The sequence below is a fragment of the Bradyrhizobium sp. WYCCWR 12699 genome, from assembly GCF_032144035.1.
Lineage (GTDB): Bacteria > Pseudomonadota > Alphaproteobacteria > Rhizobiales > Xanthobacteraceae > Bradyrhizobium.
In genome coordinates this window covers 227,136-250,564 of record NZ_JAVTJN010000030.1, presented here as the reverse complement: position 1 = coordinate 250,564, position 23,429 = coordinate 227,136, and the positions used below count along the sequence as shown (strand labels likewise).

The window sequence follows — 23,429 nt, the reverse complement described above, 5'->3', positions numbered from 1 at the left end:
GCCGCTGGTCGGGGCAGGCCGGGTTCGGACGCACGACCTCCTTCTCACTTTCGGACCCACCTTCGCTGCGGGAAGCCCGAACCTGGCGATAAGTTCGCATGCGGCCCAGGACTTCGGTATTGCGGTCTCCAACGGCCGCCGCGTAGTTCCGACGCCTTAGCGGCGCCGACGTCGGCGTTTCGCCGAGTTCGTGGAAAGCATCGTCATGACGCGCGACACTTCGCGAGCGTCGAAGGCTTCGCCGCCTTTGAAGTCGGCTGACGGCCTGGTACGATGCCAACCTTGGGGATTCCAGCGGGAATGGCAGGCGGATCGAACGACGAGCTCATCAGGATGTCCGCATTTGCGGCGCTCGATCGGCTCATGGTCGGACGGACGGTGCTTCCATGGAGCGCAATTGAGACTGGATTCGCGGCGCCGGGGTTCGATCACCTCCTACGGTTTGCCGGCCGGGCGAAGGGGATATTCAAACCCAAGGAAATGACCGGCATTCTCTCGGTGAGAACCGTCATGCCGCGCAAGGGCAGAAAGGTTTGGTACAAAGATCAGCATGACGGCCGTGATGCACTGTACTCCGGCGATTCGACGGTCCGGTACAGCTTCAGGGGCGAAGACCCGACGTCATCGGACAATCTGCTGCTCAGGGATGCAGTGGAAAAGCGCAGCCCGATAATCTATTTCGTCGCCATCGCGCCTGCCGTTTACGTGCCGCTATACCCCGCTTTCGTCGTCGACTGGTATCCAGAGAGGCTGGAGGCAGATCTGGGTTTCGCGCCGATGACGATTGCCGGAAGGACCGCAACACTTCCATCGAGCACGATCGAACGGCGCTATCGGCTGGCCGAGGTGAAGCAACGGGTGCACCAGGCGGAGTTCAGGGAAGCCGTGCTCGATGCGTACGGATCGCGCTGCGTCATTACCGGGATCCCTGTCCGCGAGCTTCTCGATGCTTCTCACATCGTGCCTGATGCGGACCAGAATTGGGGGCAGCCCTGGATTCCGAACGGCATTCCGCTGAGCAAGATTCACCATGCCGCCTACGACGCGAATCTGATCGGTATCGATCCAGACGGCTTCGTTCACGTTTCGCAGCGGCTATCGACCGATTGCAGAGACCTGGACGTGGTCAAGGCGATCGACGCAATGAGAGGAGCGCGGATTCGCGCACCTCGGTCCGACGAGGATCGTCCAGACCGCGATCGACTGGCTTTGCGGTTCGAACAATACTGTGCCGCAAACTGACTTTCCGATCTGGATTGCCGCTTGGGACGTGGTCGCTTAGAGCGGCACAAGGCGGGTGCCGGCCTTGTATGCGATCGACATCGTCGCGGAGCCGTAAGAGTTCAGGACGAAGCCGCACTACCTCTTGGGACCCACGAGCACATGGATGGCATGGTGATTGCCGGTCGCGGACGTGTATGGCACCTCGCCGGCATCAATTCCGACCGATTTCAAACCTTCGATCAATGCTTCGGCCACCGGCTTGAGGGCGGCTTGATGTCCAGGGTGCAGCTCGATCTCGACGTTCTGAGCCAGCGCCGATCCCGCGAGCGGGCGGCTCGTACGCTGTATGGCCGACGCGCCGGGCAGCGGCGACCAGTCGATCTGTCGCCAGCCGGCAACGTGAAGCGCCTCTTCGATGTCCCACAGGATATCCCCAATCTCCCGTTCGAAATGGCTCATGGCCGTATCGAATTCGGTCCCCGCGAACGGTCTCAGCCGGTCGGCAAGCTGCGTCTTGTTCGGTCCGATGACGTGCCGTCTGGTCTTTCTGAACTCGAGGAGCTCCTGCTCCGCCGCGGAGGCCCGATCCAGTGCGGCGGCGAGCTTCCCGCGGTTCTCGTCCTCCGCTTCCCTGGAAGCGATGATGGTCCAGCGAATGCAGAAGAACTCGATTAGAAGACCTAGCCCGATGAGTACATTTGCCGCGATGGAGCTCCAGAATTTCCGATCGGGATGATAATCGTAATAGGATAAAACGATTATCTCGATGATGATTCCGATCAGGATTCCGAGTGTCGCACCCGCCGACCACTTCTCGTAGGTCTCCAGGCGGTCGTGCGGCGACTTTTGCGTCGTATTGACGTTCGACATGAACTGGTCCCGTATGCGCGGCAGGATCGCGAATATAGCGATCATGGGCCACGCCGCCAGCGTCTGCGCGAAGGATAAAACCGAACCGCTCGTGGCGATCGAGGTCATGTCCCCGACTTCGCAGCGACGGGACTGCGACGTCAAGCGCGCCTTCTACCTAGCAATGCCGGCGATCCAGCACGTCGTCATGGTCGGCACTCTTAACATGGCCATCTGGCACGACGCCCGGATCGAGGGCGGATACTGTCAGACGATGCTTCGAAGCCGGGCCACGTGCCAGATCTGATGGCGATCGGGGCCGCGGTCAGGCTCGACATCTACGCCAGCGGCGCTCTCGAACAAGCATCCCGCAATGACCGAGGGCTATGATCCTGGCCTCGGCGGTCAACCGGCGAGACCGACCCAGTCGACATGACCGGTCGTCATGTACACGATGGCGCCCCGGGTCGATCCGATTGCCCGAAGGTAATGAGCGAGTTGCCGCCGATAGGTCGAGAACTCGGCCTCCTTGGGATCGACGTCGCTCTTCCAGTCGAAGACGACCGTGCCTTCATCGTCGGGGGCGATCGCATCGGCTCGGCCGCCGACCAGATCGTCGGGACCGGCCGCCGTGCCGTAGACCGGCACCTCCGCCACGAGCCTTCCGCGATATCTCTCGACGTCCGGCAGTCGCAGCGTCCGCAGTGCGGTCGAAGCGAGCTCCCGTACGTCGATCGCGGCGTGCGTCGGAGCCATTGAAGACAATTGATCGAATAGTTCGTTGGACCGGGCCGTGGCGGCTTCCAAGTTTTCCTCCAACTCGCCGGAGATGAGCTCCTCCATCAATTTATGGAGAAGGATGCCCCGGATGCGGCCTCCTTCGACCGTCGTCTCGGCGCGTGGCAGTTCTTCGCCGGTCTCGAAGGACAGTTCGTCCGTGATGACGTCGGGATCGCCGTCGCTGGGCTTGAGCCAACGGACGCGGGGCGCGGCTTCGATGCGCGATCGCTCTTCCGCGAAGATCTGCGCGGTTTGCCCGTTCGTCACCGGAACGCGCGAGGCGACGGGCGTGCGGGGGAGACGGCCGATGTCGAGTTCGGGAACGGTATCTAATTTGAAGTCGAGAAGCTTCGCCCAGGAAGCGTCGTTGCTCCATGAGAAGTCTGGAATGACCAGGAGCTCCATCGCCCGGGTGCATGCGACGTAAAGTAGCCGCACGTTCTCGTCCCTTTTCTCCGCCTCTTCCGTCCGTAGCGCGTCGCCTAGTCCCGGCGGCACCACCTGGCCCAGCGCCCAATGCAGGCTTTCGTCCCCTCTCCGGTGAACAAACGCCTCCGCCCGCCGCGGCATGGACGAGCGGTTGATCGGAATCACGACCGGCCACTCCAGACCTTTCGACGAATGCACGGTGACGATCTCGATCGACTGTCCGTCGGCCTCCATCATGCCTTCCGCCGCCGCCGATCCGCTCGACCATTCGTCGTCGATGTCCCTGGCGAACTGGACGAAGCCGCGGACGTCGTAGCTTCGTGCCCGTTCGACGAAACCGTCCACGTTCGCGAGCGCGCGCGCCGCTTGGTCGCCGCTGCGGGCGGCGACGATGGCGCGGATGCGCAGACGCTCGATTGCCTCGGCGAGAACGAAGGCGGGCGCCGTCGCGTTGATGCGGCGGCGCAGGTCAGTCAGAACGGTCAGCACTTCCCGTGCGACCGGATTCCGTACCACCGCCGGATCGGTCCGGAGAGACAGACCTGCGACCCGGCCGCCGTCTGTCGGAAGATCGGCAGTGATGTCCAGCAACTCCTGCTCGGTCAGGCCTACGAGCGGACCGCGCATGAGTGCTCCGAGCGCCAGCGTGTCGCGGGTGTCCGCCAAGGCACGGATCAGTGCCACTAAATCCTGCGCTTCCTGCCGCTTGTAGAGGTTCTTGCCCGCCTGCGAGGCGAAGGGCAGTCCCGCCTCCTCGAGAGCGCGTTCGTATCGCCAGAGGTCCGTGGACACCGGTGCGAGCAGAGCGATGTCGCCCGGACGAAGGCGCCTGGTCTCGCCGTCGTTGAGCTTGATCTCGACGTTGCCGATGAGGCGCGCGCATACTTCGGCCACGGCCTGGGCTTCCTCGTCGCGGGCACTGTCAACCCTCGTCAACGGGGGAAGCTCCACCGAAACCTTCGCCACGCACGGCAAGCCGTGCTCGCTGGTCGCCCTCGTGGTCTGCAAGGCCACGTAACCGGCCTGCTGCGACGTCAGCCGCTCCTCGAAGCACCTGTTCACGTGGTCCAAAATCTGGCCGCGGGACCGGAAGTTCGCGGTTACCCTCAGGATATTGTCGGGGAATTGCGCCTCGATCGTCTCGCGGACCTTGAGATACGTCGCCAGATCCGCACCGCGGAAAGAATAGATGGCCTGCTTCGGATCGCCGACGACGAAGAGGTGGCCTGGCCTGAGCGATCGCGCGTGCCAAGCGCGGTCGTCATCCGCAGTTCCGCACAATAGGAAGATGATCTCCGCCTGCACGGGATCGGTGTCCTGGAATTCGTCCACCAGAAGCCAGGTGAAGCGCTCCGCGGCGGTCGTCCGGACGGAAGGATGGTCGCGCAGCGCGTCGCGGCACGTAAACAAAAGGTCGTCGAAATCGAGGACGGCGGCCCGCCGTTTGAACGTCTCGTACTCCGTCATCACTTCGTCGAGCTCGGCCGAGAAGATCCAGATGATGGCCGTCGCGATCCGTCCCATCAGCTTGCGGTAGGCCTCGCGGCATCGGCCGAAATGCTCTTCGGCCTGGTTGGCCAATCGCTCGCCGTCCGCGCCGCCGGCCTTCCGCCATAGCGTCCGGCGTCTGTATTCCCGAAGATCGGACGTATCCTTGCGCATGATTGGCAGCCACGCGGGATGCGCGAGCTCCAGCAGGCCTTCGAAGTCGGGCATCGGATCGAAGCCTCCCCGAAAGTGGGAGACCAACGTCTCGAGCGCGACGATGTCCGGATCGGCCTCCGGGGGCACGTTGACCTGGTCGCACCAGCGCCGGAATTCGCGCACGCTCTCCGCGAACTCGACGTCTGCCTGCGCATCGAGATCGGCGGGCAACGGCCGCGCTCCCCGATGGCGTCGGCGGAATTTGGCAAAGCTGCGCAGCAGTCCTTCTGCGTCCATCGGATCACGCCGAGCAACCGACGCGATCGGATCCCCGGCCGCCGGCGCGGTCCGGTCGAGCCTGCCGAGCCACCACCTGTCGAAGATCGCGTCGAACGCGAAGTCGGCCTGATCGCCGTCCAGGACATCCGCGCCGGGATCGATCGCCGCTTCGACGGAATACGTCTTCAGCAGGTCGTGGCAGAACGAATGAATCGTTCCGCAGGTCAATTCGTCGAGGCGCTTCGCCGCGGCACGTAGCATCGCGGTCTGGGCGGCGTCGGGACCCGATGGCAGGGCCGGCCGGAGCTCGTCCGGAATCCGGCCCTCGAGTATGCGATGGAGGTAGGAAGCGATGCGCTGACGCAGTTCGCCCGCCGCGAGCTCGGTGAACGTGATGGCCGCGATCGACCCCGGATCGACCCCGCGCGCGAGCAGCATCACCACGCGACCGGCGAGCAGGGACGTCTTTCCCGTGCCTGCTGCGGCTTCTACCAAAAGGCAGGACTCCAGATCGGTCAACGCCCTGAGACGTTCGGCTCCGTCGACCATCTCCATCACGGAGCGCTCCAATATCGCGAAATTGCCGCGTTGATCTCGTTGCTTGCGGCCAGCTTGCGCCTTTCGTAGCCGGGCGAGGCCGGGAGCGCCAATCGAAGTTCGTTCGACCTGTCGAACGAAAGCCGGCCCGAGGTGACGACGCCCTTGCGCATCATCGAGACCGCGACGTTTACGAAGGCGGCGATTTGCTCGATGGCGGCATCGAGATCGGGAAGCCTGACGGCGAGAGTCTCGCCTCGGAGATAGAGCAGCCGGGCGACGACCGTCGGTTCGCCCTCGAGCAATTGTCTGCAGGCGAGTCCGTACAACGCCCGCTGCAGCTCGGATCCGCCGTCTATCACCATGCGTCCCGCGTTTCTGGGCGCCTCGCCGGTCTTGTAGTCCCAGACGCGGACGGCGCCCGAGCTGTTGAGATCCAGCCGATCGATCGAGCCGCCGAGCGTGACGGGCGTCCCGGGTATCGCGACCGGAATGGCCGGATCCCACGGCAGTTGCCGCTCCGTGGCGACTGCGTTCGGTTGGCCGAACGGCACTTCCGTCCAGCTTCGAGTGCCCGCATCCGCTATCTCCTTCCGCAGCAATCCCGCGAGAGCCAACGATGCCGCGAAATCCACGGTATTGCGCCATAGCAGCGCCGGCGGCGTCTGTCCCCGCCGCGGCCACGCGTCTCTGACGGTCGAGGCGGCGTTCGCGAGAGCGGTTTCGATCTCCGTGTCCGACGCGCGTGCATATCCGGGCACCGGCTCGAGCGCATCCACCGCGCGCCGAAGAAGCTCGTGGACCAGTTTGCCGAACTCGTCGGGAGCGATCGTCAGCGGCTGTTCGCGATCGCGAGGCGCATTCCAGCCTAGCGCATAGCGCCACACGAAACCGAGCGGATCCGTCAGCATCCTTCGCAGGGATGTTGCCGACTGCACCCGTTCGATCGATCTCACGACGACCGGATGGTCGGCGTCGAACTTGCCGTCGTGCGGCGTGAACAGTTCGAGATGCCAATCGTGCCAGCAGGCGCCGGCCGATCGGACACGCTCGATCTGAGCCGCGTCTTGCGGGCGGGCCATGATGCGATCGGCTTCGTTCCAGGCGTGCTCCGGAACGCGCGCTCTCGAGAGTTGCTTTTCCGGCCGGCCCTCCAGTAGCGGGCTTCGGCCCACGCGGCTTCCCTGCGCGCTCCGGCGGCTGCGGGAGAGCACGGCTCCGGCCGACGCCGCGTCGACGACGATGCGGAAATGCCGACGGTCGGCTTCGGCGACCGGATCGACATCGACGATCGCGCTCGAAAGGACGTGATCAGGAACAATGGAGTCGTTACCCTGCCGGCGGGGCCAGTGCCGGTCCGTCAGCCCGAGAAGTCGGACATGCGGGCGCGGCGCGGTGGCGAGCTCCCGTGCCGAGCACCATACCACCGAATCGGCCGGGTCGTGATCGGATTCGAAACGCGACGACCGCAAGGAGAGCTCGATGGCTTCCGGAGGGGCGCTGCGCAACGCACCCTGCCATAGTTGCAGCGCCCTACCGTGCAGAACGAAGATTGCGGCTTCGGCCGCCGCCGAGATGCCCCGCGCGAGCATATCCACGATAGGCAATGCGCCCAGCGCGCCCGCCAGCGACGGATCGCTCGCCACGGCCGGCGAGATCGCGCGTCGCCACTCTTCCGGGCGCGACAAGGTCGCGCCACGTGGCAGCGCGGCGAGCCAATTCGCGGGCAGGCCTTCGAATGCGCTGCGCTCGCCTCGGCAAAGGGAAACGAGACGTCGCAAGCGTTGCTGGTTCAGACCGTGTTGGAGCACGTCCGCGAGTGCGGCGCACCGTTGACCGTCGCGGGTCGAAAGCGCGGGAATCCCGTGCGGGAAGGCCAATCGGAATCCGGCGTCCGGCGCGAGGGCGCGGAAGTGATCGTCCCACGGCGTCGTTCCCGCAGACACGATCGCGATTTGGTCAGGCCGAGCGATGCCGGTGGAGATCAAATGGCGCGCCCACCGCAGACTTTCGATCGCCTCGTGGTGCGGATCCGCGCAGGACAGGGCGGCGGGGGCTGGACCGTCGACCTCCGGCGGCCGCAGGATCCTTCCCGCGAACCAAGCGGTTTCCGCGTGCGGCGACGCGATCCATTCGACCGGGACCTCTTTCGCCAAGGCATCGATCAGGGGCCGCCAAAGCGGGGCAATCCAGGAAAGGCGATCTATGGTCAGCGGTCCGATCGTACGGGCCGCGTGCCGTATTCTCGACAGAGCCTCGTCGCGCAGATCGATCGGAAGCGCCGTCGCGAGCGGCAACTCGCGCCGAACGCGGTCCTCCATCAAAGCCAGATCGGCGAGGCGTGCATTCGTCGCGTCCGTCCTATGAACAGAGACGTCGGCATCCCAGACCTTGCGCAGCGCGCGGGAGACCGCCCGCGTCATGCCCGGAAGATGCCGCACCTTCTCGATGTCGCGGAAGCCGCCTGCCGCGAGAGCTTGCTGGATCGCGCGATCCAGATGCTCCGAAGGTACGGGCGCCCTGAAGCCTCCGGCGAGGCGCGCCGCTAAATTGGGAAGCGTGAGGATCTGCAGGCCATTTTCGCGGGATCGGGCTGCGGCCGCACGGCGCATCCGGAACGCCAGCGCGCTGCCGACTATCGAGGTTCGCAGTTGCACCATCGCCTGCCGCGCCGCCTTTCATGATTCGCCGCCGCCGGTCATCGTATCATCCCGCCGCGGACGCGCCGCCGAAATGGCGGCAGAAACTTTTTAATCGCAATCGCATGCCGTTGGGCCTGCTATCCAAGGGCATGGATCCTCTCTGGCTCAACCCGCCGTGATGGCTGTAGCGTGCCGGCGAATCCGTTGACGATCACCGCGCGTTCATGGGCATCGGTCCGAACGCTTGGACCGAATTCGGCGGTATCACGATGAGAGGGTATTCCAACAAGCGGGCAATGTGCCTGTGACTTCGGTTGCGTAATGCGTCCGCGGCGATCGATTAGGTGCGGGTCCGCCGCTGACCCGGCCTGCTTAGAAGCTCCACGACGGTTGTCTTCAAGGCCGCCGCGAGACGCTCGATTGTGAGCAGAGTCGGGTTGGCGCGCTTGAGCTCGATCAGTGCGATCACCGACTGGTCGGAACCGATCGCCTTGGCGAGATCGGCCTGGCTGAGCTCGAGTCCGGTCCGAAACCGTTTGACGTTCCCGCCGAGGATATCGGCGGTCGACAGCCGGCCCTCTTTGAATCTTTCCGCGAACGGCTTGTTGGTCTTCTCGCCGCCCCCGGCCTTCGGCTCCGCGCTGGTCTTCGCGCCCGGTCCGCGGCTGGGTCCTGCCTTGCGCTTGGCGGCCGTCTGGGTCGGCTTCTTCGTCAAGGGTCTGAATCCTTTCGTCCGGGCGCGTCGCGTCCGGACGGAGCGGACTGGCCCGCCGAACTTACCATCCATCGCCAAGGATTCGATATTCACCGAGAAGATTTCCACCGCCGCGCAGGAAAGTAAGGGGGACGGTGGCGCGGACCGCAGCCGCGCCTTCTAGATACTGCGTTCAATTCGGTAATCTGCGAGGGAGAGAGATCCCTGCGAACGAAGGATTCCTCGGAACAACCCTTTCTCCCTAGGGTCAAGTCTCCGCACGCTTCTCCACCGGTCCGCGCACCCTCGGGAGCATGACACTTCAGTGGCGCCGGTGCTCAAAAAGGGCTGCTTTTGCCGGGACATTCGAGTAGAAGCGGGCCATGGCAACTTCAACGGCGCTTGCTGAAGATCTCGCGACGGCCCTGGGAATCCCGGCTCCGACCGTGATGCACGTGATGCGCGGGTTGAGGGCCGCCGGCCTGATCGCCTCACTCGGCCGCGGCGTAAGCGCATCGTCGATGTCCAGGGATGACGCCATCGCTCTTCTGATCGGACTGGCTTCGGGAGCTCCAGCGGCTCATCTGGAGCCGGACGTTCGGATGCTTATGGGAATGAAGCTCCGTCGTGCAGATCGGCCTCCGGGGTTTTCGGGACTGCGCCATGCCGTAGGCAACCGTTTTTTTTCCTTGCGGAAGGATCACACGTTCTTAGACGGCCTGATCGTTCTTTTCGAAAAGGAATGGGGTGGACCGGTATTGGAAGAGGAGGGATATGAAGAGAGGCGGGGTCCTCTCGATAGGCTAGACACCCTAGGCATAACCATCGGCATGGACGGCGGGCGGAGCGGAGGCTTCGCGATCATCCGCGGCGGATCCCCGGACGGCATCATTCGCAACATTTACAGCACCTGGAAGGTCAATCAGACCGAGGGGGAGGGGCTTACGCAGCTGTTCGATACCGATGCCGACGCTTTCCACATGATGTACATCGGCGGCAAGGTTCTGCGCGCGGCGCTCGATTCCATAAAACGGCCGGCAAACCGGGAGCGGGTCCGCACCCGGCGCAACCTGCGCTTCTCACGGACGCCGCAGAAATCCGTGTGAACGTCCGCTCCTCTACCGTCCCGCCCGAAGCGAGATGAAGCCGTCGACATGACTGAACCTGCTGTCTTTGCGGACCAGGCTCAGCAGCGCCTCGCTGAAGCATTGGAAATCCGAGCTCGGCGAAACGGCATCGTAGAGTTCGCGGATGGCGGCGCGGCCGTCCCGCTCGACGATGAGAAGTGCGAGCTGTTCGTCGCTTGCCTTCTTGGTGCCCGCCGCGGCTGGGGTGCAAGCCGATCCGGCCGCCCAGAGGACGCGCGCATCGACGGTCCAGCGTCGGTCAGAACGTTGACGGAGCCTGACAGCGATCTTCGTGAGGGTGCGGTTTATGTGGTCTTTGTCGAACCGCATCTGGAGGATCGGCGGTAATTTGTCGTGGAGCTCGGCTCCAAACATCGCTCGGCGCTCGGAGACGAGAATTCTGACGCATTCCTCGTCCAGCTCGGGGCATTCCAGTCTAACCCCCATAGTTCTGCTCCCGCCGGACGAACAGCGCCGCCGTCGGATCGGCATGCCAAATACCGCCGACGACCTGCAGAGCCGGGTAGAAGTCCGCGGCTCGGCTCAAGATCTCGTCAAGAGCGGTCAGATGGCGAAGGTGGCGCGGCAGCAGCTTTCTGATCTCGGCCGATGTGGAGGGCCCGCGCATTCGCAACACCTCAATGGCCGCGAGCGCGCATTCGTCCTCGATGCTGAGGTGGCGCGGCCGCGTCTCCTTGAGGTTGGAGAGGAACCACAGTCCCGGGCCCTTTCTGCAGATTTGAGGGAAGCGCTCCGCCGCGCGTTCCAGGAAATAAGAGAAGTGAGGACGCAGGCGCGACAAGGTGGTTTGCATGTCGGACGATAGGCGCTGGCGGATCTCCACGGCGGTCATGGGAGCGCCTCTGGCCGTGAAGATCTGGACAACCTCCCTGCCTAGGGCCACGTAGTTGACGCCGCCGAAACGCCGCGGCGAATGCTTGGTCTTCGGCGTCGCAGGGACGTCGTCGCGCTCTGCGTGCCACCAGCGGCCGTCGGGCAGCTTTCGCAGTTCGGGCGGGCTCGCCGATGTCAGGATCGCCGCTGAATTCTCCTTCTTGAAGTCGAAGGCTCGACCCCGCTGCTGGCCGGCGACGTAGATCTCGGCAGGACCTGCGGGACGGTCGGTCGCGGTGATCAGCTCGACCGCAAAGCGACCGAAATCGAGGCGTCGTGCGGCCGCTTTGTCGGCGTTCCGCTGCTGCCGCGTCGGCTCGCCGGTGTCGGTCGTCGACCTCGTCGACTTGCGCGAATGGTAGTGCCGCGGGGGCAGGTAGGATTCGGGCACGGCGACTCCCGGAATCCAGAAGGCTCCGTTCTCAAGCTGTTCGAGCTTCGTGGATTCCCGCAGGACCTCGCGTGCCTGCTTCCTGCAGAACTGCGGCAGGTATTCGTTGTCCAGCGCCGCGTCGAATATTTCGGCGGAGGTCGCCGGCCGGCGCATCTCCCACAGATAGGTGAAGGCGAATCCTTGGAAGGCCTGCCCATCGAGCGCATGGAGTTCGCCGCGCCGCTCGGAGCTGAGCGGCAGCGGCTGCAGACGGATCACGTAGTCCGTCGTCACCGGCGGCACTCGCGATGCCTCTACGGCGCGCAGGGCCGCCTCGCGCAGACGGGCGCCGGTGCTGCGGCTCGCAGCGCGAGCTTCAAACGAGGCGATCGACGACAATGCCGTCGGCGGCTCGACGCCGGACTGACCGCTGACGTTGGTCTCGGCGAGTAGGGTTCTCACCCCCGCCTTCCAGAATTTCACCATGGGCGCGACCCCGTTCTGACCCCGCCCCAGCGCCTTCCTGACCTTGGGAACGGAGACTAAGTCGGGGTTAAAGGCACCTTTGCTGGATGCCAATGCGTGCATCACGACGTGGGCCTGCTTGTCGATTTCCACAGGCTTGTCGTCCGAGGAGTAAAGGCCTTTACTGGCCGCCGTAGTAATGATTTCGAGCGTGAAAAACTGCGGATTCCATCCCGCCATATCCCCGAGAACACTGGGAAAACCGCAGTCGTCTTTTGGGGTCTGATGGCGGGATGGAATCGCGATTTCGTTGCAGATCAATAGGTTAGCGGTATCCGGGAATCGATTCGATTCCTCTCCCGGCGCTTCGCTACCTTCTTGATTCTTCTTGGGCTTTTCGCCTGTCCCGCCAGTCATCTGCAATTCCATCCCGCCATCGTTCGCTAGACCGGTAAAGCCGAAAGATGATTACCGACGCGTCGTGACTCTGCATTTTTACGTATATTTGTCAAAATATAATTTGTACTAAGATAAAATGCCCTTCTTGCCGACACGGGTCGGCGTGCTGAGCGGAGAACGTAGGATGCCCGAAGTCGTTTTGCCTCTTGAAGATCATACGCGAGCCCACTGGTCGGCCCGGCGTCGGCGCTTTTACTACCGTCACGAAATGCGCCGGCCGCCGAAAGGGTTCGTGCTCACCAAGGCCGAGCGTCGGCTCGGCACGAATTACGAAGTGGCGATGCAGCGCGCCCGCGAGATCAACGCCAGGATCGAGCGTTACCGGGCCGAACAAGCCTCGACCGTGATGATCGACGGGCCGGCGGCCGGAACGATTGCGGAGCTCTTCCAGCGTTGGAAGAAGCACCCGACGTACCGGGGGTCGTTGATCACCGACGCCACGCGCGGGTACTACGACGGCATCATGTCCCGGGCGGAGCGCCACGAATTGCGCTGCAGCGGATTCGCCGGCATGAAGTTCGCTGACGTTCCGATCCGGAAAATCGACGTTCTCGCGGTGCGGCAGATCGTGTTCGACTATGCTGACCTGGGATTGAACGTCAGCCGGGCCGACGCTGCCAACAGATTCCGCGATACGATGCGGACCATCTGGAACGCGATGGCCGGCGAGTTTCCCGGCATCGCCGAGCATAATCCCTGGCCCAAGGCTCGGAAGCTGAAGCACGTGAAGAAGAAGACGCGCCGCGCGGATCTGGTCGAACTGGCCTATTTGTACCGCGGCTCGAAGCTCAAGGATTCGAATCTCGGGGTCGCGGCATGGGCCATGCACGAGTTTCAGATCCGCTCCGGAGCGATTCTTTCGTCCTGGCTATGCCAGCACTGGAAGCCGGCTGACCGGCCGTTCCAGGTCTACGTGATCAGGCCCAAAACGGAGAACTCCCGCTGGATCGATCTGCGGGACGAGAACGGCGAGCCGCTGTATCCGGGTCTCGAAGCCGAGATCGATCGCATCAAGGGCACGCGCTCCGAAGGCATCCTCATCCCGCGAGACGGCACGTACGACACGCCTTGGGCGTTGCCGGGAAAGAAGATGCCGGGCGAATTCTACGTGCGGTTCGGGGAGGTCAGGCAGGCGGGCGGCCTCGGCGACGACATCAAGTGGACATCGTACCGGCACGGCGGCATCTCGGAAAGCGCCGAAGCCGGTTGCACCGAGCAGGAGCTGATGGCCATCAGCGGCCATCTCGATCCGCGCACGGCGCAGCGGTATATCCACGAAACGCAACTAATCGTCACCACGTCTCAGAGGAAGCGGCTCGCGCACCGGGCCCGAATCCTGCAGCTCCTGCTGGCCAATGGCCGGCTCGAGTCCTTCCGCGAGGATCCGCAGGTGCAGGTTCTGTTCGCGGCCCTGACGCCGTACCTCACTCAGGAGACCGAGATCTACCGCGGGGCGTGACGACGCGAGGCGAACTCCCGGATCGCGTCCGCGAGCCAAACCGCCTCGGGGCGACCCGAGACGGTGCGGCACGCGGTCGGCGGCGCGGCATCCCCTTTCTGAATCGCCTTGCAGAGCTCCCGCGTCGTCGCATAGTCGAGGAACGCCGCGGCCGTCTCTGCCCTCATCTCGATCGGCCAGATCGGCGGAAACTTGGCCGGCCGATTGGGTACGTGGACGCGCGTGGCCCGCAACGGCGTCCTGACCATCTGCGGTGATTGGGTTGCGACCGTCTCGGATATAGGGGTCCGCGCAGGAGCGCGCGGTCGCCGCACGAAACGCACCCGGTCCGGCGGAAGATCGTTTGCATTGCCGCCAGGCGCCTGAGCGGCGACGTCGCCAGGACTCTGGCCCACGTCAGGCGCTCAAGCCGGGGCATGTCGGGTACATCTCGCCCAGAGCGGAAAAGTCGATCTGGAAATGGTCCGAAATCGCTGACGTGGGAACATCATCAACCTGGTCCGGGTTCGCCGGCCGGTCGATGATCCCGACGACCACGGCGCGAAAGTCCCGGCGGAGGAAGCGCGCGAGATGTTCGCTCAGCATGAAATCGGCTGCCCGGAGGTCCTCCTTGACGCGACGCCGCGCCATCGGCGGCTGCGCGCGTTGGTGACAGAAAGCGTACGAACCGGCCCAGGAGTTCCGCGTATCGAGGACGACTGTTTCGCATGGCCCTTCGACCGCAAGCGAGAGACCGAGCACCCGCTTGACCGAATGTCGCGATTTTTCGGCCACCGAGATCCGCAGATTCGCGGTCGCCTGGTAACTGCCGGATGCCTGAGGCGCGGCGATGACCGCCCGGCGCGCCACATTTTTGTGCCGGCCCGCCGCAGGCGTCGGCCGGCTCCCCCGCGCCCCTGGCAGTAAGAGCAGCTTCGGTGCTTTCTTTCTTGTTACCATTTTCCTTCTCAGTCTCCGTTCGACTTGGGACGCCGGCTCGCGCTCAAGGATCGCGCGGGGGGATTGGACACGGCCGGCCGATCGATCCCGTCAGCAGTTAGCCGCCCTGAAAATCCGAAGGATTCGAGATCGGGAAGAAGATATCGAAGCGGTCGGAGATCTCGCTCGGCGCGATGGTGATATCGTCGCTATCGTCCGGGTCGGCGGCATGGTCGATGATGCCGACGGTCACCGTCTTGACCGGCACGCCGAGCGAGGCGGCGAGATGCGAGCAGAGAAGCAGCTCGGCAGCGCGAAGGTCGGCCGCGATCTTGCGCCGGGCCAGCGTCGAGTGCGCGCCGCGGCCGCAGAACGCGAAGGCTCCGGCCCAGCCGTTTGCAGCGTCGACGACTAGATCGACGGTCACGGTCTCGCGCGCTCCGTCCACGGGGAACGAGGCGGAAACGTAGGCGCCGTTCGCGCGCCGGACGGCCGCGCGCGCGGCGTCCGAAATCGGAATGCGCGCGTTGGCGAAGACCGCATAGCGTCCGGACGCGCGAAGTGCGGCGAGCACGCCGCGGCGCAGGATGTCGTTGCAGCGGCCCGGATGCCGCGCGGAGCCGGTCTTGCGGCGTGCGGGAGGCAAGCGGGGCAGGGATCGTGCCTTCGTCATGGTACATCCTTTCCGGTGAACGTCTTGGAATCTGCGATGCCACCGGCGGGCACGTGCGTGCCGTGCGCGGCGAGGACGGCGGCGACTGCTTTGCCCTCGATGCGGCCGTCGCGGACCAGGCGGGCGGCGATCTCGTCCAGCGCGCCGCGGTTGCCAGCGATCATCTTGGCGCAGGCGTCCTCGGCGCGGGCCAACAAGCCGATCACCTTTGTCCGCACTTCGGGAAAGGACAGCAGACGCTCGGTGCTGCTTGCGGGGCCGAGAAAAATCGGCGGACCGGCCAAACCGAACGATGCCGCCATGGCGCATGCTTCGCTGGTCGCTTGGTGCAGGTCAGATCCCAAGGAACCGCCTCCGCCGTCGCTTGGCGCGCCGTACGTCTCGGTCTCCCCTACGCGACCGGCGAGCAGGACCATGAGCCGGCGGAAGTGGTCGCCGAACGTGCCAGGCGCGTCGGCGTCCTGTAGCCGGAACGCGCCGGCGAGGCGGTCTCCAACGCTCGTCATCGTCGCGTACGCACCCTCGGGGCCGTGCAGCATGACGTCGACGAGGATGTGCGAGCCTTCGTGCACCGCGATGCGTTCGCGGCGCGCGGCGGACAGTTCTCGATCGCCGAACGCGCGCTTGAGATGCTCCAGCTCGAGCGGGACGTTGGCATGGCGCGCCAGACGCCGCGCGTCGTTCACCACGCGCTCGATGTCGGCGCCGGTGAATCCGGCCGCCATCAGCGCGAGATCCGTGAGATCCTCGTCCTCCAGATCGCGGTCGAGCCGCACGCGCATCATAGCTTCGAGTGCATCGGTGTCGGGCAGCGGAATCGTGATCACGCGGTTGAAACGGCCCGACCTCAGCACCGCTGGATCGCAACGACGGTAGTCATTGGTCGCGCCCATCAGCACGATCCGAGGCTTGCGATAGTCGCGGCCGTCGGCGAGTCCGGTATTGCCGTCGGCGCCGCCCAAACCATCGCAGCAGGCGATGAAGCCGTTGATCGTCGCCGTTTCGTACGACCGATGAGAATGGGTGAGCGACGCGCGATCGGAGAAGCTGTCCAATTCATCCACAAACAGTATTACGCATCCACTACCACTTCTGATAGACGCTACTTCTGAGCGTCTTTTCGCTTCCGCAAAATCAGCGGTCATCAGCCTCAAAAAGTGGCCCAAATGCCCGTCGGCATGCGACTGCCAGCGGGTATGTCCGGTGACAAGGAGCTCGCACTTCGTCTCGCGTGCCAGACAGCGAACCAGAGTTGTCTTGCCGACGCCGCTCGCGCCATTCCACACGACTCCGGCATCGGCGAGCCAGGGACCACCGTTCCTGAACGATTCGATATCGCGCACGAATCCGCGGGTCCATTCGATCGCTTCTTTAGGCAATCCGTGGATCTGGTCGAGCGTCAGATCCCGGCTGTCGCTGTCGCGCACCTTCGCCGAGGCGAGGCGGCGCAGCCGCGAGACGCATTCGGCGGCCGAGCGGTCGAACCGCACTGCGATGCCGATCTCGGCGAGACCCGTGCGCGCGGCGACCTCGGGCTCGATCACCGTGCGGACCTTCTCGCCGGTCACGATCCTGATGGTCTCCGCGATTGTGCGCGGCGCAAGCGGTCCGAGCGTCAGCCGCGTCAAGCCGGCGCGCACCAGCGCGTCCGGAAGATGGGTCGCGGCGTCCGGCGAGAGCGCGATGATGGGGCGCGCCGCCGCGAGCGCCGCCAGCGCCTCCTTCTGGCGCGTGCTGCCGTAGGCTATCTTCGGCAATTCCTTGACGACAAGGTGGAAGCCCCGCGGGTCCTGTCGCGGGTAAGGGGTCTTCTTCGATCCCACCGACGCGGTCTTTCCGGCGTCTTCGCCGAAGATCACTTCCTGCCAGCACGCTTCGACCGTCTCAAGCTCGAACGGATCGGCGACGTCGAAGGCAACGACTGGCCCGCCGCAGCGCAGCTCAGAGGCCAAGCCCTCGCTGCCGTCGATCGCGGCCGCGAGCATCAGCCTGGCGGCGACGTCGTGGGCGCCGGCCATAATGCGCCGCCGGTCGAAGCGGTCCTGGTCGCCGTCGAAGGATTTGATGTCGATCGAGAACTCGCGTTCGTCGTCGGAGCGGAACGCCCGCGCCACTGCCGCGCCGAGAGCGCCGTTGCGGAAGCGGCGGCGCAGGGCCGCCCAGCGGTTAGTCTCCGCCTCCCTCTGCGCGCGTTCGAAGGGACCGACGGCATCCTCCAGCGTCTTCGCGGGCGGCGCGTATTTCTTCCCTGACTTCTTCGGCCGACGGGCTTCCCGCACCGTGCGGTCTTTAGCCATGTGACTCCTCCAGATCGAGCCATGAATCAGCGATGCGGACCTCCGCCTCGCCGCCGCCCGGCAGCAGGCGCAAGGACTTAGCCATAACCGTGCGCGCGGCGTCGCTGCCGTCGAACGCGCAGATGGCCAGCGCGGTCATCGCGGCGTCGAATGCCAGACGGTCCGTTTGCGCCTCTCGCATGCCGAAAGCGATGGCGATCGCGGCGGCTGCGTTGCCGGTTGCGGCGTCACGCCAGCCCTTCTCCGCCGGCAGGTCAATCTTGGCTAGATAGCGGCGCATACGGCGGATGGTGGGCAAGTCGTAGTCGTGCGCGAGATGGTGGCGCCAATAGCGCACCGGATGCCGGCGCACGGCGTCTTCCTGCGTCCATCCGATCATCATCGCCGTCTGCTGCCACGAATCCGTGCTGCGATCCGGGAGGCGCCGCTTCACGGCGGCGCCTCCCTCCTCGCCACGCCGGAGCGTGCCATGGCTCGCCGGAGCACACCCCACCCGCGAATCCTTCACGACATCACCTCGACCTCGAACGTGCCGTTGAGCGGACGCCAATCTCCAAGCCCGCACATGAAACCGGCGATACGGTAGAGCTCGACCACCTCGTCGCGGCCGAGCACGGTGGGCAGGTATCGCGCGGTGAAGCGCAGGCTCCAGTCGTCGAAGCGGGGCCTGGTTCTCATGGTTCTCGAGCCCTTGACCCGGACGGCCGTGCGCAGGCGGAACGCCGGGTTCAGCCACAACTGGTCCAGGTCCCGCGGGCCAGGATAGTCGAGCAGCGCGTTCTCGGTGACGACCAGGCCGGCGCGTGCGCGTGCTCCGTCGCCGCGCTTGCGCGTCCGGGCAGCACCCACGAAAGTTGCGATGAGCGCTTCCGCGGGGACGCAGGCACGGCCGCCCTCGAGCCAGAGGCTGCCGTTCCATTCGATGCGGCCGATTTCCAGATGATCGGCTTCCGTCTTGGCACTCTTACCGGTGAGACGTGCCAGCGCCTTGGTCGCGTCCGCCAGCGGATCCGCAAGCTGCCCATTGTGCATAAGCAACCTTTTCGTGCCGGTCAGGCGGAGGTCGATGGTTTCGCAATCCATAGTGATGGGCTCCTGCTCTAGCGGGTGGGGTCGACGAGCGGCCTTCGGAAGTCGTGCACGCGGACGACGTCGCGGCGCAAGGGAACGCGCCTTGCGTAGCGGCGCCGGCGCAGAAAGGTTTCGACGTCGCGGTGGCAGCAGCTGCAGAGCGCGATCAGATCTACACGGCGTTCGCGGCCCAGTCGGCGGTAAGTCGCATGGTGCACCTCGATACGCCAGCCACGCGAGGCCCGCGCCGAGCAGAGCCGGCAGCGTCCCCGCGATGCGGCCAGCTCGGCCAGTCTGGCCGGGTTCGAACGCCAGGCGTCGCTCTCGATATACTTTCGGTACCGCAACCGTCCTCCGCAAAAATTCTGTATATGTGATAAATCACATTAAAAATTACATAGCACGGAACATTTTTGGGGAGGCCGAATCTGATTAAGATTCTTGGATGTCGTGAGAATATAAGGTCGCTGGGATCGGCTGCTCTGTGTCGGGACGCGCAGACGGGCCGAAGCGATCATAGGGCGGACCAGCCTCGGCCCGCCCTGCCGGACAGTAACAAGGACGACGTAGCCTTGACGGCAAAGAAATAAGCTCAGGCTGAGGGCGGCCCAGAGCGGAGATCGACTCAGGAAAACCCAAGAATCGCAAATTGTTTTGCGGGCCCTGAAATCACGTCCCATGTCGGTCGTTACCGCAGTGGCAGTTGTCATCGCCCGGTCGCTCTCCGGGAGTGGCCGTGCCCGGTGACCCCCGCCGCTGCTATCGTATATCACGCTGCGACGTTACACTCGCAGGGCGATTTCAGATTGAAAGGGAACGGCGCGACCGCTTTCCAAGACCCACCCTAGCGAAATCGTCGGCTGAAATTTCGTTGGGGACAATTCCCTATCGGCCCATCTTGAGAGCTTAGCTTCCCACTGCAGTTTGCCCGCCGCCTTTTATCCAGCCATTGTGATGATCGGCCGCCGACCAAATAAACCCGGCGGTCCTGAAATTGGATGTGCTCGCGGGAACAGCATGAAAGCGATCTTGATCGATCCAACTACGAAGTCGATCGCGAGAATCGACATCAGTCCGGAAGCGCGGCTGAGCGACTACTTCGGCGAGAGGCCGCGGGTGGTCGCCAAGTTTCCGAAGGGCGACGTATTGTTCGCGGGAGTCAGGGGGGACACGATGGCTTTCACCATCGGAGGATCTCGGCCGATTGCCGGACCTGGCCTGATCGTGGGCCGGCGCACCGGACCGGGGGAGCGCGGTCCGGCGCACGTTCGCCTCGCCCATGTGGTCACGATGGTTCGTTGGACGACCGTCGATCTGCCTCCCGAGCCGCCCGTCACCGTACGAGCGATCGTGATCGATCCGGAGCAGGGTCTCATTGAGGAAGTTGTGATCGTAGCGAACAGCCTTGCGTTGGTGGGCTTGTTAGGCGGCGAGATCGGCTCGTACATGCGCGTTCCGGGGAATGACCATGTTCTGTCGCCTGCGACCGGCCCGGAAACCTCGTGGTGCTGGCGAAAGGACGATCTGACTTTCGACTCCAGGAGCGTGATAGTCGGTCACGATTCTACGGTCGACCATTTTGCCGACGTCGTGACGTCCGTTGAGAACCTGCGGACCAGCGTCGAATTCCGGGCGCCCAACGAAAGTTGTTGGATGAGCTATGCCGACCGGAAGGCCCAGGCCAATCTGCCGCCCGCAGCGTAGGCCGCGCGGCCCGGCTCAAAGCACTCGCGGGCCCGGGCCCTTTTGGCAATGTAACACAGGGCCAGAGGTCGCCGCTTCACAAGGCGGCCGACAAAGTGAGTGAGGTGGCGACAAGATGTTTGTTGAGCTCAGAGGAGTAATAGATGGGTAAGCCGCGCACGTATTCGTGCTGGGACACATCAGTAAAGATCCAGGACGCAGGTCACGGGCTAGGCGTCTACGGGAACACCTACGAGGTCTTCCCGGGGGGCGGTTACAAGCGCACTGGCAACGCGATCATGATACATATGACGCCGGGCATCCGGTTCCTGATCAAAGAGGTCGATGCAGCGATTGCCGAGGCTGATCGCCGCTTAAACGAGCGGATCTGACGTCCGAATCGGAGCTTGCCGTTATCGCGAACCTAACGAGTGTTTGACGACCGAGCAGCGAAGTCCTGGTAGCAAAGCTGCAAGTTCTCGATGATGCCCGCAACACCTCGTGCATTGTGGGACATGATTCTGACGATGCCTGAGGAAGTCGAGATCTGGATGACCGCGCCCGTAGAGGAAGCATTGAAGCTGCAGCGCCCGCTTCCGGACGGGGCGCTCCGGATCGTCGCCCGTGGCGTGAAGGAAGACCCTGCGCCAGCGACGGCCGAAGTCCGCGCTTCTGGTCACCTGTAGCCCGTCGAAGCGCTTGACTCTTGGGGCGGTACTCGAACAAAAATAGAACAAACGATTCCTGCCGCGAAGGTCCGCTTGGCCAAACTGCCTCAACTGCCGGTCTACTATTATCTCGACCACTTCGGCGAAATGCTCGGGTTCGTGCAGCGGACGTACGCCCCCGTGCTTGGTCCGGAGCATCACGCCTTCATTGCGCGGTTCGAGGGCCTTCCGAGAGATGCGCGATGCCTGCTGGTCCGGATGATCAACAGGCGCGGTGCCATATTCAACCGATCCCTGTTCAGCTACCCCGAGATCGATGACGTCGAGCGGGCGGCATCCGATCTGATCGCGGCCAGTCACGCACGGGAGCTCGGCGAAGCGGACTATGCGGCCTTCGTGTCATGCCTGCCAAAGGACATCCTCGTCACCGGAGCGCAGGCGGCCGGGCGAGGAGACGTCCGCAAATCCTGGTCCAAGCCGAAGTTCATCGATTATTATCTACAGAGCATTCCTTTCTCCGTCGCCGCGCAGCACTGCGGCGCCCGCAACTTCATCGCGCTCGATGGCACGCGGCCGATCGAGTTCCTGCTCTACCTTTATTTCGGCAAGACTGAGGTAGACCTAAAAAACTTCGCGCTACGCGACTTGGGCATTCTCCGCACCAATCGCGAGACCTCGTTCAGCGCACGCTTCACCGATGCCGAGGAGGCGCTCGCATCGTTCCATTACAGCCGGGTGCTGGACAGCCTGGAAGAGGGATCGGAAGCCGTTCACAGACGGGCCGCCGTCGACGTGCTGGCGGGCCCTGCCTGCCCGACCGAGTTCGCCGCCGATCTCCGCAGCCGAGCCGCGCATCAGACGGGCCTTTTCTTCGAGAAAGCAAGCGAGAGCGATCTCGCCCGGCAGCTCTACCGTGCCGGGCCTTCTCCCGACTGCAATGAGCGCTTGGTTCGCCTGCTTTACAACACGGGCGACAAGGCCGATGCCGAAGCGTTGCTGCAGCGGATGATCGATGATCCCGCCAGCGATGAGGAGCACCTCTTCGCCACCGACTTCTACGCCCGAAAGTTCGGCGGACGGCGTACAGGTCTCTGTACTGAACTTCTGCGGTCCGGCCGAACGATCACCGTGGACGACACCCATCGTGGCAATCCCGAGGCAGGCGTCGCTGGCGTGCTCCGGCGCGAGGGCACGAAGGTTTTCTTCACCGAGAACGTGCTGTGGCACACCCTATTCGGCCTGCTGTTCTGGGAGGAGCTCTTCGAGAATACGCGGCTGCCCAGCGGGTTCGATTGGCTACCTCACTGCCTGAAGGATCGCAGCTTCCGTCGGCTTTTTGCCGCGACGATCGAGGAGAAACTGGCGGCCATCGCGTCCGGATCCGCCCTCCCGTTGATCCTCCGCACCGTCGCAGCAAGATGGGGCCGCCCGAACGGGATCTTCAGTTGGGATCACGTGCAAGTGGAGGCGCTGCGAGCCGTGCTCGAAGGAACCGATCCGGTCGGCATCGCGAGCATCGTCCGCAGCATGTGCGACGATTTCCGCGGGATGCGAGACGGCTTCCCCGATCTCATGCTGGTGCAAGCCGGCAAGGCGTCCTTCATGGAGGTCAAGGCGGAAGGCGATGTGATCCGCCGCAACCAACTGACCCGTCTCCGTCAGCTCGGCGAAGCCGGTATCGTGGCCGAGATCGGGCGGGTCGACTACCGCTTCGACCCCGACCAGGATTACGTGGTGGTCGACATTGAGACCACTGGCTCATGGTCGAACGGCGACCGTATCACAGAGATCGGCGCGGTGAAGGTGCGGAACCACCGCGTCGTGGACGAGTGGCACTCTCTCCTCAACCCGCAGCGTGCCATTCCGGCAAAGATCGTCCAGCTGACCGGCATCACGAACGAGATGGTTCGCGGCGCGCCTTTGTTCGCCGAAGTCGCGGATTCCTTCATGCAGTTCATGGCCGACGGCATCTTCGTCGCCCACAACGTCAGCTTCGACTACGGTTTCATCACCCACGAATTCGAGCGGATCGGGCGGCGCTTCAGATTTCCGAAGCTCTGCACGTGCGCCGGGATGCGGCGGCGCTATCCGGGACACAAGTCCTACGGACTAGGAAAGCTCTGCGAGATCTACGGCATATCGCTCGACAATCACCACCGCGCCCTATGCGACGCGCGGGCCTCGGCGCAGTTGTTGAACCTCATCAATCAAAAGCGAAGCGAGGAAGGAGATATCGGTCAAGCCGCGTAGCAGCTTCAGAGTTC

At 64.1% G+C, this 23,429-nt stretch carries 18 protein-coding genes and 1 pseudogene; 7 read left to right on the top strand and 12 right to left on the bottom strand.

Features of this window, described 5'->3' with window-relative positions; all coding sequences use genetic code 11:
* Window positions 1-300: 300 nt before the first annotated feature.
* Window positions 301-1,242: an HNH endonuclease gene (locus RPS27_RS12000; RefSeq protein ID WP_313754035.1), complete on the top strand. Its 942-nt coding sequence runs from the start codon at window positions 301-303 to the stop codon at window positions 1,240-1,242.
* Window positions 1,243-1,359: 117 nt separating this feature from the next.
* Here RPS27_RS12000 and RPS27_RS11995 read toward each other — a convergent pair whose 3' ends face one another.
* From RPS27_RS11995 to RPS27_RS11980, 4 genes are all read right to left on the bottom strand, one after another.
* Window positions 1,360-2,202, bottom strand: a complete 843-nt coding sequence (locus tag RPS27_RS11995) for a hypothetical protein (RefSeq protein ID WP_313754034.1) — start codon at window positions 2,200-2,202, stop codon at window positions 1,360-1,362.
* Between the two features lie 276 nt (window positions 2,203-2,478).
* Complete coding sequence (locus RPS27_RS11990) at window positions 2,479-5,760, bottom strand: UvrD-helicase domain-containing protein (protein ID WP_313754033.1); 3,282 nt, start codon at window positions 5,758-5,760, stop codon at window positions 2,479-2,481.
* Entirely contained in the window at window positions 5,760-8,402 is a 2,643-nt protein-coding gene (locus RPS27_RS11985; protein ID WP_313754032.1) for a PD-(D/E)XK nuclease family protein, read from the bottom strand. Before RPS27_RS11985 ends, RPS27_RS11990 begins: the two co-directional genes overlap by 1 nt.
* A gap of 322 nt (window positions 8,403-8,724) precedes the next feature.
* Window positions 8,725-9,099: a helix-turn-helix transcriptional regulator gene (locus RPS27_RS11980; protein WP_313754031.1), complete on the bottom strand. Its 375-nt coding sequence runs from the start codon at window positions 9,097-9,099 to the stop codon at window positions 8,725-8,727.
* A gap of 362 nt (window positions 9,100-9,461) precedes the next feature.
* On the opposite strand from RPS27_RS11980, the gene RPS27_RS11975 reads away from it, so the two are divergent.
* Window positions 9,462-10,184, top strand: a complete 723-nt coding sequence (locus RPS27_RS11975; protein WP_313754030.1) for a hypothetical protein — start codon at window positions 9,462-9,464, stop codon at window positions 10,182-10,184.
* Between the two features lie 12 nt (window positions 10,185-10,196).
* Here the strand turns inward: RPS27_RS11975 and RPS27_RS11970 are convergent, their stop codons facing one another.
* Together RPS27_RS11970 and RPS27_RS11965 are read right to left on the bottom strand one after the other, a co-directional pair.
* Entirely contained in the window at window positions 10,197-10,580 is a 384-nt protein-coding gene (locus tag RPS27_RS11970) for a hypothetical protein (RefSeq protein ID WP_313754029.1), read from the bottom strand.
* A 61-nt stretch (window positions 10,581-10,641) separates the two neighbouring features.
* Window positions 10,642-12,366, bottom strand: coding sequence for a hypothetical protein (locus RPS27_RS11965; protein WP_313754028.1), 1,725 nt, complete (start codon window positions 12,364-12,366; stop codon window positions 10,642-10,644).
* A gap of 154 nt (window positions 12,367-12,520) precedes the next feature.
* On the opposite strand from RPS27_RS11965, the gene RPS27_RS11960 reads away from it, so the two are divergent.
* A complete protein-coding gene (locus RPS27_RS11960) occupies window positions 12,521-13,855 on the top strand; it encodes a hypothetical protein (RefSeq protein WP_313754027.1) in 1,335 nt (444 codons plus the stop codon).
* A 396-nt stretch (window positions 13,856-14,251) separates the two neighbouring features.
* On the opposite strand, the gene RPS27_RS11955 is transcribed toward RPS27_RS11960, so the two are convergent.
* From RPS27_RS11955 to RPS27_RS11930, 6 genes are all read right to left on the bottom strand, one after another.
* Entirely contained in the window at window positions 14,252-14,794 is a 543-nt protein-coding gene (locus tag RPS27_RS11955; protein WP_313754026.1) for a hypothetical protein, read from the bottom strand.
* Window positions 14,795-14,891: 97 nt separating this feature from the next.
* Window positions 14,892-15,446: a hypothetical protein gene (locus RPS27_RS11950; protein ID WP_313754025.1), complete on the bottom strand. Its 555-nt coding sequence runs from the start codon at window positions 15,444-15,446 to the stop codon at window positions 14,892-14,894.
* Window positions 15,443-17,743 carry an AAA family ATPase gene (locus RPS27_RS11945; RefSeq protein ID WP_313754024.1) on the bottom strand — a complete coding sequence of 767 codons (2,301 nt, stop codon included), beginning with the start codon at window positions 17,741-17,743 and terminating at the stop codon, window positions 15,443-15,445. Before RPS27_RS11945 ends, RPS27_RS11950 begins: the two co-directional genes overlap by 4 nt.
* A complete protein-coding gene (locus RPS27_RS11940; RefSeq protein ID WP_313754023.1) occupies window positions 17,736-18,176 on the bottom strand; it encodes a hypothetical protein in 441 nt (146 codons plus the stop codon). The genes RPS27_RS11945 and RPS27_RS11940 overlap by 8 nt, the downstream gene beginning before the upstream one ends.
* A 71-nt stretch (window positions 18,177-18,247) precedes the next feature.
* The gene (locus RPS27_RS11935; protein ID WP_313754022.1) at window positions 18,248-18,826 is read right to left on the bottom strand and encodes a hypothetical protein; all 579 of its coding nucleotides are present in this window, start codon (window positions 18,824-18,826) and stop codon (window positions 18,248-18,250) included.
* Window positions 18,827-18,843: 17 nt separating this feature from the next.
* Window positions 18,844-19,161 carry a hypothetical protein gene (locus tag RPS27_RS11930; protein ID WP_313754021.1) on the bottom strand — a complete coding sequence of 106 codons (318 nt, stop codon included), beginning with the start codon at window positions 19,159-19,161 and terminating at the stop codon, window positions 18,844-18,846.
* Between the two features lie 670 nt (window positions 19,162-19,831).
* Between RPS27_RS11930 and RPS27_RS11925 the strand changes: the two genes are divergently transcribed.
* The 4 genes and pseudogenes from RPS27_RS11925 (at window position 19,832) to RPS27_RS11910 (ending at window position 23,415) form a co-directional block, all read left to right on the top strand.
* A complete protein-coding gene (locus RPS27_RS11925; RefSeq protein WP_313754020.1) occupies window positions 19,832-20,518 on the top strand; it encodes a hypothetical protein in 687 nt (228 codons plus the stop codon).
* A gap of 143 nt (window positions 20,519-20,661) precedes the next feature.
* Entirely contained in the window at window positions 20,662-20,889 is a 228-nt protein-coding gene (locus RPS27_RS11920; protein ID WP_313754019.1) for a hypothetical protein, read from the top strand.
* A 120-nt stretch (window positions 20,890-21,009) separates the two neighbouring features.
* Window positions 21,010-21,183: pseudogene (locus tag RPS27_RS11915) on the top strand (SOS response-associated peptidase); the annotation flags it as partial.
* Window positions 21,184-21,258: 75 nt separating this feature from the next.
* Window positions 21,259-23,415, top strand: a complete 2,157-nt coding sequence (locus tag RPS27_RS11910; protein ID WP_313754018.1) for an exonuclease domain-containing protein — start codon at window positions 21,259-21,261, stop codon at window positions 23,413-23,415.
* Window positions 23,416-23,429 lie beyond the last annotated feature (14 nt).